The organism is Lacrimispora sphenoides JCM 1415, from assembly GCF_900105615.1.
GTDB classification, from domain to species: domain Bacteria; phylum Bacillota; class Clostridia; order Lachnospirales; family Lachnospiraceae; genus Lacrimispora; species Lacrimispora sphenoides.
The window spans coordinates 1,654,078-1,669,695 of sequence record NZ_LT630003.1 but is presented as its reverse complement, the minus strand read 5'-3'; the positions used below and the strand labels follow the sequence as shown (position 1 = coordinate 1,669,695).

The 15,618-nt window shown below is 35.1% G+C and carries 11 protein-coding genes; 10 read left to right on the top strand and 1 reads right to left on the bottom strand.

The window, feature by feature from the left end:
• Positions 1-129 precede the first annotated feature (129 nt).
• The 6 genes from BMX69_RS25035 to BMX69_RS07410 all read left to right on the top strand — a co-directional run bounded on the left by BMX69_RS25035 (position 130) and on the right by BMX69_RS07410 (position 9,303).
• Positions 130-1,989 carry a zinc-ribbon domain-containing protein gene (locus tag BMX69_RS25035; protein ID WP_330387660.1) on the top strand — a complete coding sequence of 620 codons (1,860 nt, stop codon included), beginning with the start codon at positions 130-132 and terminating at the stop codon, positions 1,987-1,989.
• Between the two features lie 382 nt (positions 1,990-2,371).
• Positions 2,372-5,038, top strand: a complete 2,667-nt coding sequence (locus BMX69_RS07430; protein WP_242941379.1) for a hypothetical protein — start codon at positions 2,372-2,374, stop codon at positions 5,036-5,038.
• A 216-nt stretch (positions 5,039-5,254) separates the two neighbouring features.
• Positions 5,255-7,000 carry an ATP-dependent nuclease gene (locus BMX69_RS07425; RefSeq protein ID WP_100041995.1) on the top strand — a complete coding sequence of 582 codons (1,746 nt, stop codon included), beginning with the start codon at positions 5,255-5,257 and terminating at the stop codon, positions 6,998-7,000.
• 26 nt (positions 7,001-7,026) lie between these two features.
• On the top strand, positions 7,027-8,388 hold the full coding sequence (locus tag BMX69_RS07420; protein WP_100041994.1) for a UvrD-helicase domain-containing protein: 1,362 nt from the start codon (positions 7,027-7,029) through the stop codon (positions 8,386-8,388).
• Positions 8,389-8,681: 293 nt separating this feature from the next.
• The gene (locus tag BMX69_RS07415; protein WP_054791918.1) at positions 8,682-9,089 is read left to right on the top strand and encodes a DUF2178 domain-containing protein; all 408 of its coding nucleotides are present in this window, start codon (positions 8,682-8,684) and stop codon (positions 9,087-9,089) included.
• 4 nt (positions 9,090-9,093) lie between these two features.
• Complete coding sequence (locus BMX69_RS07410) at positions 9,094-9,303, top strand: helix-turn-helix transcriptional regulator (protein ID WP_054791917.1); 210 nt, start codon at positions 9,094-9,096, stop codon at positions 9,301-9,303.
• Positions 9,304-9,472: 169 nt separating this feature from the next.
• Here the strand turns inward: BMX69_RS07410 and BMX69_RS07405 are convergent, their stop codons facing one another.
• On the bottom strand, positions 9,473-9,652 hold the full coding sequence (locus BMX69_RS07405; protein ID WP_054791916.1) for a hypothetical protein: 180 nt from the start codon (positions 9,650-9,652) through the stop codon (positions 9,473-9,475).
• Between the two features lie 346 nt (positions 9,653-9,998).
• Between BMX69_RS07405 and BMX69_RS07400 the strand changes: the two genes are divergently transcribed.
• The 4 genes from BMX69_RS07400 to BMX69_RS07385 are packed head-to-tail and all read left to right on the top strand — an operon-like array spanning position 9,999 to position 15,608.
• Positions 9,999-11,294 (top strand): hypothetical protein, encoded by a 1,296-nt coding sequence (locus BMX69_RS07400; protein WP_100041993.1) that lies wholly within the window; start codon positions 9,999-10,001, stop codon positions 11,292-11,294.
• On the top strand, positions 11,287-13,212 hold the full coding sequence (locus BMX69_RS07395; protein WP_054791913.1) for a hypothetical protein: 1,926 nt from the start codon (positions 11,287-11,289) through the stop codon (positions 13,210-13,212). Before BMX69_RS07400 ends, BMX69_RS07395 begins: the two co-directional genes overlap by 8 nt.
• Positions 13,196-14,917, top strand: coding sequence for a hypothetical protein (locus BMX69_RS07390; RefSeq protein ID WP_100041992.1), 1,722 nt, complete (start codon positions 13,196-13,198; stop codon positions 14,915-14,917). Before BMX69_RS07395 ends, BMX69_RS07390 begins: the two co-directional genes overlap by 17 nt.
• The gene (locus tag BMX69_RS07385; protein WP_054791909.1) at positions 14,892-15,608 is read left to right on the top strand and encodes a hypothetical protein; all 717 of its coding nucleotides are present in this window, start codon (positions 14,892-14,894) and stop codon (positions 15,606-15,608) included. Before BMX69_RS07390 ends, BMX69_RS07385 begins: the two co-directional genes overlap by 26 nt.
• Positions 15,609-15,618 lie beyond the last annotated feature (10 nt).

The window sequence follows — 15,618 nt, the reverse complement described above, 5'->3', positions numbered from 1 at the left end:
CTGTATTTCAAAAGGTTTATGTGACACTTCACCATATGGTTTTAAAAAGCAAGCAGTACTTTTGCCTTTAGATATATATCAGAAGTAATAGACCAAAACGTATTTATAAAAATTAGGAGGTTGATGTTTATGAAAATTGATGAGAAGTTGTTGACAATTGGGGATATTTACGCTGGAAAACCAGATGCTAATGATGAAATAAAAGAGCAAGGATATGATGAGTTTGTTAACAGTTATATCGAACCAACAGGAATAGATGTTGAGGAAATAGCAATCACAAAATACGGCTCTCCATATTTTGTGATGGGTGATAAGGGAACAGGAAAAACGGCGTTACTACATTTTCTTGAAAACTATGTTAGGACATTAGATGATGCAGCGTGCTCATCCTTTGTTTTTTTTGAAAGCGGATACTCGCAGGTAGATAGAGCAAAATTAAATACAATATCCCGGGCTATCTCAACACCAATCGCTGTGGATGCATCTATAGCTGCATCTGGTAAAGAATTAGAGTGCGACTTTACGTACATTTGGAGATGGCAATTTTATCAAAAGATTATTGATGATAATAATAGTTTTAATAATAACCTTTTCATAGACGATAACGACTGGTCTAAATTTTGCCATGAGATATCAAAAATCGACAAAACTATCTATGGTGGGAAAATGCGTATTCCAGCTAAAATTTCATTCTCAGCAACTACCAATCCTCAATTTGGAACCGTAGAGCCAAGTGTCGGTATTGAACCTTTGGATTTATCCAAACCTCACTTTAACAATACGGCAAGTTATGGCGACTTCATTAATATCATTCAAAAGGCGGATGAACTTATTTTAAACGTAACAAGAACGGATATACCATACTATATTTTCATTGATGAATTGGAAGCCTACAGAAGTGACAGTGATGTATTCTATCGGGACTTACGAATGATTAGAGACCTTCTTTTTACCACGAAGAGGATGAATGACACATTTCGTGAAAGAACAAAATTTGTTTGTTCTGTTCGATTGGAGATACTTAATTCAATAAATCGTTTTGTACAATCCAACCAGTTACACAAAATTATGCAAGGATATGATAAGCGGCTTACTTGGGAATATACGAATACAAACTCGTTTAAGCACCCAATTATTAGCATACTATTAAGACGGATAGAATTGGCAGAAGAAAAAGCTGGTATTGTCAATTCGACACAGCATGAGCTTATAAAAAGATGGTTTGTGCCACAAGTTTACAATACACATATATGTACATATATTCTTGATAATACGTGGCACAGACCTCGAGATATAGTACGGTTAATCCTTGCAGCTCAATCTAAAAATTCAAAAAGATTCTACTCGTTTAATCAAAATTCATTTGAAACATTCATGCACGTCTACTCTAAACAATGCTTGGTAGAAGTGCAAGAGGAGATGCGTGCCCTCTATACTGCAGAGGAAATAGATTGTATTGTTCAGTGTTTTCGAGGATATAAAACTACATTTTCATATGATGAAATCAATGAGCGAATAGGAAAACTGTTTCCCAATACCTTCTTAACCGAGAAACTGGTTACGGTTCTTAATGATTTATACAGGATTGGCTTTATTGGGAATTACTTGAATAAAGATACTGCAACCCAATGGGAATATAAGGAGAAGTATTCTTTATTGATTGATTCACCATGGAAAATGATTATTCATCCATCTTTAAATGTTGAATTGTCTATAAGTGGGAGAAAAGACAAACAGTTTAACATTTACGCTAGTGACAATGTAACACTAGAAAACCCGCAACCTCTGTGTCAAGCAGATATTTCTTTAAAGTGTATAGAGTGCGGTGACGAATTTATATTTTCGGCAGGCGAACAGGAATTCTATGCTCAACAAGGTTTCTATGTACCTAAACGATGCATAAATTGTCGAACGGCTCGTAAAAATGCCACTCGTGCATCAAGAGAATATTCTATTGTTAAGTGTTCTTCTTATGGAGTAGATGGCTAAGGTATCTTTTGAGCCGATAGAAGGATGCCCCGTTTATTGTTGGGACTGCTTAAACAATAACCACTGACTGTACATTTTCCATAAACTCAGAATTAAGCTAAAATTTTCAACTGCCCATTATATTTATAATGCGAAATTATCTTTTCTGATTTGATTCTAATTATAGTAATATTGAGAAGTTTGATTTTTAAACAAGTGAGAAAGACTGATGGTTTAATATCAGAGATAAGGCTGGTATTTCAAGACAACCATATTAGCAGAGGATTGGTACATGTTTCATTCGTATAGAAAAGACAGTTTGCATTTGCGGACAGCCATATTAGCCTCCCACAAAGAGAAGTGTATTTACTGTGGTCGCACGATACAACAGCGCGATATGCATGTGGATCACATTATTCCATCCAACATAGGGGAGTGCCATGATGACGAGGTTAAGCAATATCTTTTGGAACTGGAGAAAGCCGGATTTATCGTAGATTCTATTGAAAACTATCTTCCGTCTTGCCCGGCGTGCAACATTGGAAAGAACAACCGCGTTTACACGGCTGCTAATTTGCGCTTCTTCCATGAAAAAGCAAGAGTACATGTTGATGAAATATTAAGGAGAATTGATGCCCTGAAAGCAGAAACGAAGGAGTTCTTCTATGAGCCGGTAGATACAGAGCTTTGGGAAGAGCTAGATTTTTCGTACCAACGTAACATATCGCATGCTATCATGGGTTACCGTTTGACGCCAGCAGATGTGGAAGCGTGTCCTAAGTTTCCGCAAGTAGAGAGAATCGAAAAACAGTTGACAATTGTAGATCATGTAGTGGTGCAAGGCGAGACCGGTTGTGGAAAATCCATCTCCGTTTATCAGGCAGCTTATGACTTCTATCAAAAAAGCTGGAAAGTCTACCGCTATAAGGCAATAGAAAATCTTAATGTTCCAATGATTCAACACAACACGGAACCTTCGCTCTACATCATTGATGATGCACAGCGGCTTTCGGAAAAAGCAATTGAGGTAATCACTGAACAGGCACGTCCAAACACAAAAATTCTATTTGCAAAGACAATTTCATCTGCTATACAGCACGATACAATCCTGCTGACAAATAAGGATGCCGTAAGAATTTTGCGCGACAACTTTCTTTCACGGAAAAAGGAAATTACATCCATTGTTCATCAGTGCGATAACCAGATCGGTATTAACTTTATGGATTCACCAATTGAAAGGCGTCTGGAGGGAGCTGAAAAAGCGGCCACACCATGGCAGTTCAACTACATTCTTCGCGGTGGTTGGCAGACGATGAAAGAACAGTATCAAACGATTTGCTCACATCATGACTGCGGTCTGCTGGCTGCGTCAATTGCAGTATTTCAAATTATGAAGTTGGATAACGGCGTGAATTATCGCTGGCTGTGCAACTGCCTGCGGCGTGTTGACAGTTCTCTTGTATGGGATGATAGTGATTTGCAGTATCTGGTGAGTCAAAAAATCGTACTATCTGTAGATGATGTACGCATTGTCCATATGGAAAGCGCAAAGGTAATTATTGCACAATTTCTCCAAGATACCTCAACAGAAAAGAAAAAGATGCTATATGCAGCTATCGAGACATCTTTTGTGGACAAGGAGATTATGCCGCTTGGCCTTGTTTGGCTGTGTAATGGACTGCTAGGTTACACTTTCGCTCATCGTTATGATGAGGCCTTTATCAATGAAAAGATGATATCCTCGGCGTTAGAGTGCCTAAAGGATGTGCAAACCTCTCACGAACGCGCTGGTATTACGTTCTTCATGGAAAAAGTGTTTGCAGTGGGATACGAAAAGAACGGGCAATGGTATTTGGATAAACATGAGACCTTGCTCCTTGACTGGATCGCCCATGCCGATAGTAAGACGGCATACTCGTATTCTTGCCTTATTAACACGATTTTTAACACCGACAAAAAGCGATATCGACAGTTCACACAGAAGGTTGATTGGGCGCAAACCATACAATCCATGAGGCAAGAGAGAAGACCCAACCTATATGTATGGGGGCAATTGTTAAACCGCTTGACATTTGCTCTCCCCAAGCAGGGGGATGCGTGTATTCAAGAGATACTATGTCCGGTGTTGGTGGATATGCGCTCCAAAACTGCCATATCTAATATAGCTGATTTGTCAGGATTCCTATGTGCCATCGCCCATCTCGCCCCTGCATGTGTACACGATACAGTAAGGAAGCTACTGCCTGTTTATAGAGAATATTTTAAAAAAGATATGATATCTGCAATTTATCTCTTCGATTTTGATTTTTTTCTGTACATATGCGGAATGAGTTTGTTGGGTGGACATAGAGCCACAAAAGAGGAGCGCAGAACGGCGGCAGCTTTGGTGGAGGTGTTACCGGTAGCAGAATTTGCAGCCGCAATTTCAAATAGTATTCCGCGGGATTGGAAAAGCATTCATGATATCATGTGCCTTGTGGGACAATATGACAGGCAGAAAGCTAAGAAAATTGTCGCCACAGTTGACATAGTCAAACTTTCGGATATGGCAAAAGACAGTTGGTGTCAATATTACGAGATTACAGACATTTGTATTGGACTCCATATTGGCGATAGGAAAATAGCGCACCGTTTTATAGAATACAATCAGGATAGGATACAGGTCGTGTACTCGCCTCTTGCGATGATTGCGCCGCAAAGTACCATCAGCGTATTCGAAGATGGAGTCCCTGTGGAGTTGCTGACTGGACATTGGTGGAAAATCAGTTTCTGCGCCTTGAGGGAGCTGATCAAGACAGATGAAGCAGTGGCAAAAGAAATTCTTTCCTCAAATGCATCTGCAATTATCAAACAACTGAATGCTTCTTCTGCAATTGACTTTGATGATGATGGTTGCTTGGTATTTTTGCAGTTGACACGTGAGTGCGATAAAGATATCTTTGAAAATATTATTTCCGTACTAGATCCCCTAGCAATTTCCGATAGGTGGGATAAGTCGTATATAAATCCGCGGCATAAAAAACAAGCGCAAGAAAGATACCACCGATTTTTAGACCTGATCAAGCAATGACCACAGCGATCAGTCGTGTACTATGATTCCATCTGAACTGTCAGTTGTGTTTATAAACCGTTAATAAGCCAGTCAAAACAATAATGGGCAATTCAATGGGGATGCAGTGTTGAAGTATCAAAGGATATCAGACAACATATAAACTTTTTAAGAATACGAAGTAGCTTCGTAGGAGTAATATATGAAAAGTATAAAATAATAGTCGGAGGTGCTTTTTTGAAAATATCAAGACTGATAATTAAGAACTACCGGAATTTAAAGGAAATTGACATTCATTTAAGTGATACTGTAGCTTTAATTGGTGAAAACAACTGCGGTAAGAGTAATCTTTTACGAGCAGTAACGCTTCCATTTTTAACTGATGAATCAAGTTTTACTGGAAAGAATTTAAATTGGATAGATATTAATGATATCGCAAGAAGGGAGTATTATCAGTATATAATCGATAATCAAACAGCCATAACAAACGGAATAGTATCATGTACAGAATTCATTACGCATTTACCCATTGTTATGGTGGAGGTCCATTTGAAACCTGATAAGACAGAGGGATACTTTGTAAAAGATTTGAGTTTTTCCGTAGAAGATGGTCAAATGCAATATGGGCTCAGATACGAATATAAGCCTTCAAAGATTAACGATATTTACAGTATTGTAAAAAAGGTTCTATCTGATGGAAAGATAGATGCAAAGTCAATAAATAATGTAAAGATGAATTTATTGCCTACAGAGTATTACTCATTTTCTGTTTCGGTTCCGAGTAAGGGATCTGTTACATACGATGTTCTAAAGCTATATAAGTATATTGCACTTGAAGCGGAAAGAGATGAGTTTTCAAGAACAAAAGAACGGTTGGGTTCAAGGTCGCTGGTAAAACTGTTACAAAAAGGCTTAACAAATGAGGACAAACTGAAGGTCGAAAAAGAATACAATCATTTTTTTGAAGAACTCAAATCTATAAGTAATATGGACAGAGTGATTAATTGGCAGGAAGGGTCAGAATTAGCTGATGCCAAGGAATTCTTCTCACATATTAGCATACTGCCTAATATGCCACCTATGCAAAGTATATTAAGTAGTATTCGTTTAGGCTATTCTGATGAGGAACTTTCATTACAAGGACTTGGATACAGAAATCTAATTTTACTTTTCGTTCTAATAAATTCACTGGTGGGAAGGCAGAATGATGTTGCTCTGAATGTGTTTGCAATAGAAGAACCAGAAGCTCATCTGTGCATAAATAATATTAGGCTTATGGTGAGTTTCCTAAAGGTGTTTACAGCAAAAAACCCCACAATGCAGTTATTCTATTCCACACATAGTACTGAATTCATAAATAAGATGAATTTGAAAAATGTTGTGGTTATGCACAATGGAGAAGCGTTTTCTTTTATGGATGAACTGGATGATTCAGGAAGAGATTACCTTACAAAGAATCCGAACCTGGATTTGTTCAAGTTGTTCTTCTCAAAAAAATGTATTCTATTTGAAGGAATCTCAGAAGAAATGCTCCTACGTGCTTATATAGATTCAAAGCAAGAATTAAGCGATATAGAAGTGCTTTCCTTCCACAAAGGTTTTATTGAAATAATAAAAATATGGAAGAAAATAAACAAGAATAATTCCAATAAGCTGGGAATTATTCGTGATTATGATAATCAAGAAAAGGCGAAAAAGCAACATGATAAATATGATGATGGAACAAGTATCTGTATTAGAACCACTTCAGAGTATACGCTGGAACCAGAGATTGTAAAAACGGGAAACAACTTCACTGTTCTGAAAGATAAATATGGTGAGGGATTTGGTTGGAAAGATATGACGCCAGATCAAATGGAAAAGGCATGGAGAGAAGCAAAAGCCTCAGATATGCTTACTATTTGTAAAGACATTGCTAATGGAGAACTCTCCGATTTACAGATGCCAAAGCACATACAAGATGTCTTTGATTTTCTAAAATAGAATAAAATGTTTGAGGTGATGCAAATATGCTGATTGGTATAGCTGGTGCCGGAGCAGGAAAAACCACTGCAATGGTAGATACTATAGTGAGACTCCGTGAGGGAACAGATAAAAGTAAGCATATTTTTTGCATTACTTTTACAAACAATGCAGTGTCATGCATTGAACAAAAATTGCAGGATTATTATGGAATTATCCCGAACAACATTATTGTAAGTACAATTCATTCCTTTTTATATAGGGAATTCATCAAACCATATTATTATCTGTTATACGGAAAGCAGTATGAGCGGATTTCTATAGCCCCCTTACCGCCGAGCCCAGGATATAAAAATGCAAAGATTAGCCGGTTGGAAGAAGGAAACATTTTACATCAAACTGTAATTCCAGAGAGAGCAAAGTGGATTGTAGCGAAGAAATCAGACGATAGAAAAGCCGTGAGTGATAAACGGAAGGTAATCAAGAATATATTCAAAGAATACTGTGGTGGAATTTGTATTGATGAGGCGCAGGATATTAATTCGGATATGCAACTCATTATTGAGACACTAAACGAATTGGGCATTCCACTTATCTTGATGGGGGATCCCAAGCAAGACCTAAAAGGACACAAATGCTTGAAGAGTCTTATTGAAAAAAACAAGGAAAGTGTTGATTACATAAGTGTATGTCACCGCTGTCCAAAAAAACATTTAGTGCTTTCAAATTCAATAGTAAGTAAGAAGGAGCAGCAGTATTCTGAAAAAGATGGAGGACTTATCGCTATATTGTTTGAAAATGACAAACCATATAGCGAACTGATAAAGGAAGAGAATTTTGACCTGAGTTATATTTCGAAAAAACATGGAAAGTATGAGACACATGGTAAAGAAACTTCGAAAAGTATTCACATTGCATTGTCGGAAGAAATAGAACGTGAGATGCGTAAACTTCATCCAGATAAAACTGAGCTCGTTATGCTCAGAGCATCATATTATTATGCAGAATTCTTATTGGAAAATTATGCTACAACTAATGACAAGATGAAAGCCATGAATGAAACATTCAAACATGAAACACTAGGCAAAAAGGCTTATGGTGTCATTATTAATATGCTTCCTGATAACTCAATTACTCAAGACGAAGAAAAGGTTGTGGTCAATTCCATTGATAACATAAAGGGGCAAGAAGGAAAAAATTGTGTGTTTATCTTGACTACAGATCTAGCAGCATATCTACTTGGCGAAAAGGCAGATGATACAACGACAAAAAATAGACTTTATGTGGCTTTAACCAGATCACTGGATAAGCTCACAATTTTTATCACAAAGGAAGTAGAAGCAAAATATAAAAGAAAGAACTTAGTTAGTTTCTTTGATAAAATCTTAAATTCCTTGAATGATAAATAAGAATTTAAATTATGAATTAAACAGAGGCTATGAATTTATTACATTTCTAATGAAAGAAGAGTAGCCTCTGAATCAGCCCGGACCCACGGGTAGCACTAAGATAAAGCTGAGAAGTTACTGACAGTCCATAAAATTATCGCTAAAAAAAAGAGGCTTACCCAATAATTTTATTTGGCATAACTTATCTGGCATAATAAAATCTATTTATATTTGAATGAAAATAGGCTTGATAATTTCATTGATATGTGATATATTTGCAACATGATACAAATATATCACATAGGAGGCCATATATGATAAATAAGCCAATAACAGTAATAAAAGAATTGTTAACAGATGGTTTATCCAATGGAGCCCTACTATTTATGGGGCTTGTAAGTACCTTTTATAAGAAAACAATGATGGGAACAGTGATAGCTGGTGGCTTGTTAATAATTATGATTATGAGTTTTCTACTAAAGAAGGTTAAAAGTGAGCCTTGGGATGAAATGACTATGGTCTATTATAGTCGGGCCAGAAGAATTACGTTTAATATGATATGTATAATAATAGCGATAGCTGGGTTGCTATTATTAATAATGAAAAAGGAAATTATTATAACTCCAAGTTTAATCTTTGTTATTTTGGGTTTTGTAGGATTATTTCAAACCATCACTTACATTTGGATTGAGCGTAAAAACTCCATAATTTTAGAGGCATGATTTTATGTCTAAATTAATAACTCAAATTAAAAAAAATAGGGATCTAGTTAACTTAAGTCAAGCTGAACTTGCTTCAATTGTGGGTGTACGAAGAGAAACTATTATCCGTTTAGAAAAAGGACAATATAATCCGTCTTTGAAACTTGCTATGGATATTTCAAAAGTATTTAATGTTCCAATTGAAACTATATTTTCCTATGAAGAGGAAACCTAATAAAATTAAATCGTATAACGAAAGCATCTTTTGGAGCATAGATTCATCTCAAAGGATGCTCTCTTTTTTATTCTTTTCATATCGATCGGGATAATACAGATTGGAAGTAAATTATTGAATATTCTACGTGTGAGTCCATCGTTTAGTTAGAGAAAGTCAAGAAATATTTTCAATATATTTTCTGAGCAATAACTTTCATTTGCTTTTTTTGCAAAATAAAATCGCTTAGCATAGAAAAGAAATCCTGTTGCTCTTGTGTTTCAGCATTTAGCACTAAATCCAGCGTTTCCTCAATATCCATATCTTTACATAGTTCATATAATCTTATTGCCGCTTCTGTTTTAGACATAAGATACTCCCTCATTTCACTTGAATATATAAAAGTTATTAATTAGCACAAATCTATATTTAGATTTATATTATAAAAAACTTGAACTGTTCAGACAATACTGATATGATATTAAAAAACTAATATAACATTTATACGAAAATAAGCATTAACTCTCCCGACCAAAGAAGTTATTAATGCTTACTGATGGTGACTTATATAATTATCACTGATTTGCATCTTACCATAAAATGCGCAAAAAATCAAGTGACATACTCTGCAGATCTTACTGCATACCGGCTATAAGTCTATATATTTCTATCATCATTTTTTGAAAATTTCCCAATAAAGCCGAGGTAAGGAAAATATGAGTAGTATTACTCACATTAATCCTATGGAAGGATATCGCTTTGCTATTTATAGGCACCGCCTAATTATACACGATGACCAGCTAATTACCAGACAATTTATCGTGCTTAAAGATCCAGATAATATTATTATTGCATTTACTACTTTCCATAATCATATTAAATCAACCAGATGGATCAAATCAATATCTGATGACAGTAATAACCGGTTTGCATTTGTTATTGCTTTTTTGAATCATGTTTTAATAAAAAAACATACTGTAAATCGAATTGATTGCCTGACACAACTGACGGTACCAATGATTCAGGACTTTTTTACAAACTATAGTTTGAATAGCAGTCATAGTAAAAGTACAGTTGAACGTTGTGCTACATCTATTATTGATTTTTTAACTAGTTATGTGAAAAGCTATGAAACTGAAAGTATATTGAGAGTATCTGATTTTACAAAAGAAGAACGTTATCAAACCCGTCATGGAGAAATAAAATTTAGGCTCGCACCTGCTTTTGAGGTCTTATATAACCATAATTTCAAATCTATTTTTCGAGATATACCAGATGCTGTGTTACATATTTTTCTCGCTTATGCTGCACAACACTATAAAGACATCTTTTTCTTAATGGTGCTGAGTGCCTTTGCTGGTTTGAGGCCGTCAGAAGCTTGTAATGTTCGCCAGGAATGCAGTCCTCTAGGAAGTGGGCTTACAATGAGGAAAACCAATGGAAAAGTTACTCGTATCGTTATAGATCTGACAGTGGAAAAAAATTTACGTTCCGATCTATTACCAGTAGGACGAATCAAAAAGGAAAGAAAGCAGCAAATTTATCCAAGATTTTTATCAGCATTTATGGATGCATATGAACTACATAAACAATACTTATCTACATGTAAATTTGAAACTGACTATTGCCCAATGAACATTAATTACCAGGGTAAGGCAATGACCTATGGCAATTATAGAATAAAATTCAGACAACTCTCACGCGATATCATACCTTTGCTATTACAATCAAATAGTCAGGAAGTAATTGAATATGCGCATGATCTACAGGAACACAATATTGCTCCGCATATCTTGAGACACTGGTTTACGGTAAAGTTATGTACTTATGGAGAAGACGTGGCTGGCCTTCAGTACTGGAGAGGTGATAAAAGCCCGGAGAGTGCACTGACATACTTACAAAACAAAGGGGAATTACAGAAACAATTAAGGTATATTAATGATGAGCTTTTTGACTTTCTAAAATACAGTTCTGATAAAATGATACCAAAAGGGGATTTTGATTATGAATAGGCATGTCAGCTTAAAATCCTTTTTGTTAGAGCAAATGAATAGACGGAATATAGCGGAAGATGAACAGCAAAATTTCTTACGAGATATAGTTGCCCTGCTAATTGATAACGAATGGTATGGAATAGAGATTAGCGTTTCTAATGTAGGAGATGAGACAGAGCTTTTATTTTCTGATAAAAATGTTGCAAAAATGGAGTCTAATATTCAATTTTTCTTGGAACATTACAGAAAAACAATTCCAGAGAAAGTAGAAATATTATTACGGCTTTTAAAAGAAAAATACCCACTTACATCAGGTGTATTAACTTCATTTTATATAGAGTATGACCTTGATGAAAATGAGCAGTACATGATTAATGACTTTTTACTATATACTTTAGAGAAAGATATTTATTTATATAATAATCAAGAAATAGACAAACTTGTTCAAACAACTTGTGAAAAACTGCCACTTTATATTGGAAAACAGTTGATCTATTTTATGTCTTGGTTACGTAAAAAGCATAATACTAATTTCACTCTTGATTTCGAATTAGCGCGTAGAAGATTAAATACAAATAAAACAAATGCATATGACAGCGATACGATTCTACAAATGGTCTATTATTTATTTAATCCATCATATATTCAAGAAAATAATCTCTTTATTCATGCTGCTAGAAATCCGGGGATTGCTAACTGTTGGATATATTTAGCAATACATTGTATTAGTGCGCTACGTGATACCGATATTATCAGAATTCCTCACCCCAGACTCCGGCAGATGCCAGATGAAATATTACAGTCTATCATCGATGATACATTTGATACAAGATCTGCAATAATTGCTGTAAACAGTGTATTATGGCAATTGAAAAGCCGACCAATAACACCTTCGAAAACTGCTTCCTCTTCAAATATTTCTGATATTAAATTGATGATCCCAGAAAGCAGCATGGAGTTATTCGGAATGATGTTTATAATTTCTGAGTCTCATCACCAAAGGAAGCAAAGTGAATCTGCATTTATTACACCGGTGAAAGATTATGAAGCAATTACCAGGTATTTAGGAGAGGATATTGGAAACCTATTCTTGGAAAATGATTTCCGAGCAAGAAGTGCAAATAAAGCCTATATGCAAGCTATCGAATTATTAAGTGATACTGTTTTGGAGGGAGAGATATCAGATACTCAACAACCACATGCAAAAGGCTATATGTTAGCAGCCTTGGCGCGCTCCCATAAAGGCTCTTATGGAGAATTTTGTAAGACTACGGAGATTTATTTAAAGGATGCAGTATTTTCTGGATATTCTGCAGAACAGATAGCACAAGAACTTTTGGAAAGAGGAGTTTGTTCTTTTGTTGTATCCATGCTTCTTAACATTGTGACGGAAGGCAAATATAAAAAACTGAATGTCTCTAAACAAACCCAGTTAATTAAAGAAGTTGGCCTATCAGTATTGGAATCGGATACCTTTATTACAGCATTGGACAGTTCTTTTGAATCTGCAAAAAGCATTGTTAGCAGAATACTTCCAATAGAATCACAAGAGAGAAGAGATGACGAAATCCTAAAAATCCTCCACAATATTGGTTCAGGAAGAGCGGCTTCAAAGTCTACCGACTTTTTGTGCTTAATGACTGCAATGAATAGGCAATGTCCATTCAAAGACTCTAAACAGTGTATTGGATGTCCATATGAAATCACAACCAAAGCATCTGTATATACTTTAGTAAAAGAATTTCAACGTTTACTTGCCTTACGGAATCAAGCAATTAGTGACCATCTTAAACAGAAGTATACCTTACTAATAAAAGAGACGGTTGCTCCATCATTAAGTGAGATGTTTTCAATTATATCTGCCGAGTATGGCGACCAGGCATTAACAGAATATATTCAAATGATTAAGGAGATTTTAGATGAATTCCCTGGCTAATAAACAAAACGAGACGCTATACGAACCTATACTTATTGAACAAGAGTTGGACTCCTCCAGTATACAGTCCGCCATGGACTTATTTGAAATTTATAAGCAGAAAGGCGTTATATCTAATTGCCAATTTCAAGATGAAAGATGGCAGTTACATGATGAATATTCAAACGTAGGAATTCGTTTTAACTTCTCGCAATTGCTTTATAAACGAAAATGGGAATCAATCTTTGGAATTCCATTTGCTCAATTTATCCAATACAAAAAAACTTATATTATACTAACACTTGGAAAAAGAGTACTGATTACATTGCAAAACATCGTTAATGATATGAAAATGCTTTTAAAATATGTTTTTAATGATGACCTTGATTCTTTTCCAAACTATAAATTGCCTTATCATATTACTGAATTTCTAATCATGTTGCCATGTGTGGACCCTGATCGGCGAGATGAAGTAATCGGTTACATTGAAGAACTTGTGGATATTAATTTCAAGGAATACTCAATGAACCGAAGAAGCTTGTCCCAGTTCCAGAGCTATTTTCGATTTGATAAGTTATTAAATGAATATTGGGTAAAAAATATCAGTACAGAGGAACGTCTATTTTTTTATCCTATTTATCTGTGGTGGAAAATAACCGGAGTTATTCCCCTTAGACCCAGAGAATTTCTTTTAACACCACGAGCTTGTCTGATGACTGTTGAAAATGGAAAGACTCAGATAAAGTTAAGACGAAATAAGCTAAAAGGTTCCGGAGGAAAAGTTCATTATAACATCAACCAAGATTATGTGGAGGTATTGTATACAATCCCTGATTCACTTAAGGAAGAAATTGTACGATACATTGATCTAACAGAAACATATGAAGCAAATGCTCTCGATACATTATTTCGTACAGATCCACATTTTGCAAAATTCAGGCAACCTAAACATAAAAATAACCGCTTTTACACCTATACAAACTTAAGCTGTTGCTTGCGTCTGTTTTATCATGAAATAATATCAAAAATGTTGCACTTTCATGTGATAAAAGGGAATGATACAACTGAATACATTCTTGGAGATAATGACATTGAGTACATTTATCTTGGAGATACCAGGCATATTGCAATGATCAATATCATAGCAGAAGGTGGAACACCTACTATGGCAATGCTCCTTGCTGGACATGCCAATATAGAAATCAGCTCACATTACTATGCCAATTTAAGTAATATGATTGAATGCCGTACTTATATGAAATATAAATCAATGCTGGAAAAAAACAGTGAATACACCTTAGGTACTAATTATTATCCGTCAGCAAAAATCGAACAAAGAAATATTTATGTTGAACTTGAAAATTCCGGCCGATGTTATTCCGTCGCCTTTGCTAATTCTGATATCTCTGATTGTAAAAAAGTAGTAGGGGATAACGGAGAAATTGGCTACTGCTATAATTGCCCATATTATCGCAAAAATCATATGTCATATTTTTTAGATAACGATGATATTTATAAATCTAGAATAGATAAAGAACTTCAATTTTTTATCAACAGCCTTGAAAAGTACCGGAAAAACATGGGATATGAAGAAGATGTAAAATCTGCTTATATGCGATTAGAAGCCAGTTCTAATCAGTACGAATCTTATTATATGCAAAAATTGGTAAAAAGCTGGGAAGAGGAGAGGAGTAGTAACCATGGCACGTCCAAAGAAAATCACTGAAAATATAATACCTATAATTGATGAATACTGGCTTGAACGATGTGATAGAAACCCACAAAAGCTAAAATATGCAATGATAGCCTCTTATCTTGAAGAAAACGGATTATCAATAAAAGAATACGACCTTAGACGTAACAAGGAAGTAGCCAACTATATCAAAGAATTAAAAGGGAGTAATCAAATTGTCCAATCTTTAGATAATAATACTGTTGTATTTCAAAGTCTTGATATTAATGACTTCCTTAAACGAAACAATGATATTTATAGTTTACGGAGTGCTTTGGCAGAAAGAGATGCTTATTACTCTGATATTTGTGATTATGCAGTTGACAATATAAAAAAAGCTCAGTTTGCCACTAAAGAATTAAAGAAATCAAGAGAAATAAACAGTAAAAACGAGAAGAAAATTGAGCAACTACATAATACTCAAAATGAATTACTTGAAGAAAATCAGAAGTTTAAAAAGAAACTGGAAACAATGCTCAATGTACTGAAAGTACATGTATATCCGGAAATTGCAAATGAGCTATTACGTAAAAATAGATTATTAGATGGAGGGGATCAGATTATATCTCCGAAAGGATTCAAAAATGTTATTCAAGATCAAGATTCTATACTTATGGCCATAAAGAAGAATGAAGAAAATAAAACCAATTTTTCTGTTCTAAACGACTTGTTTGATAAAATTTAGGAGTAGTACA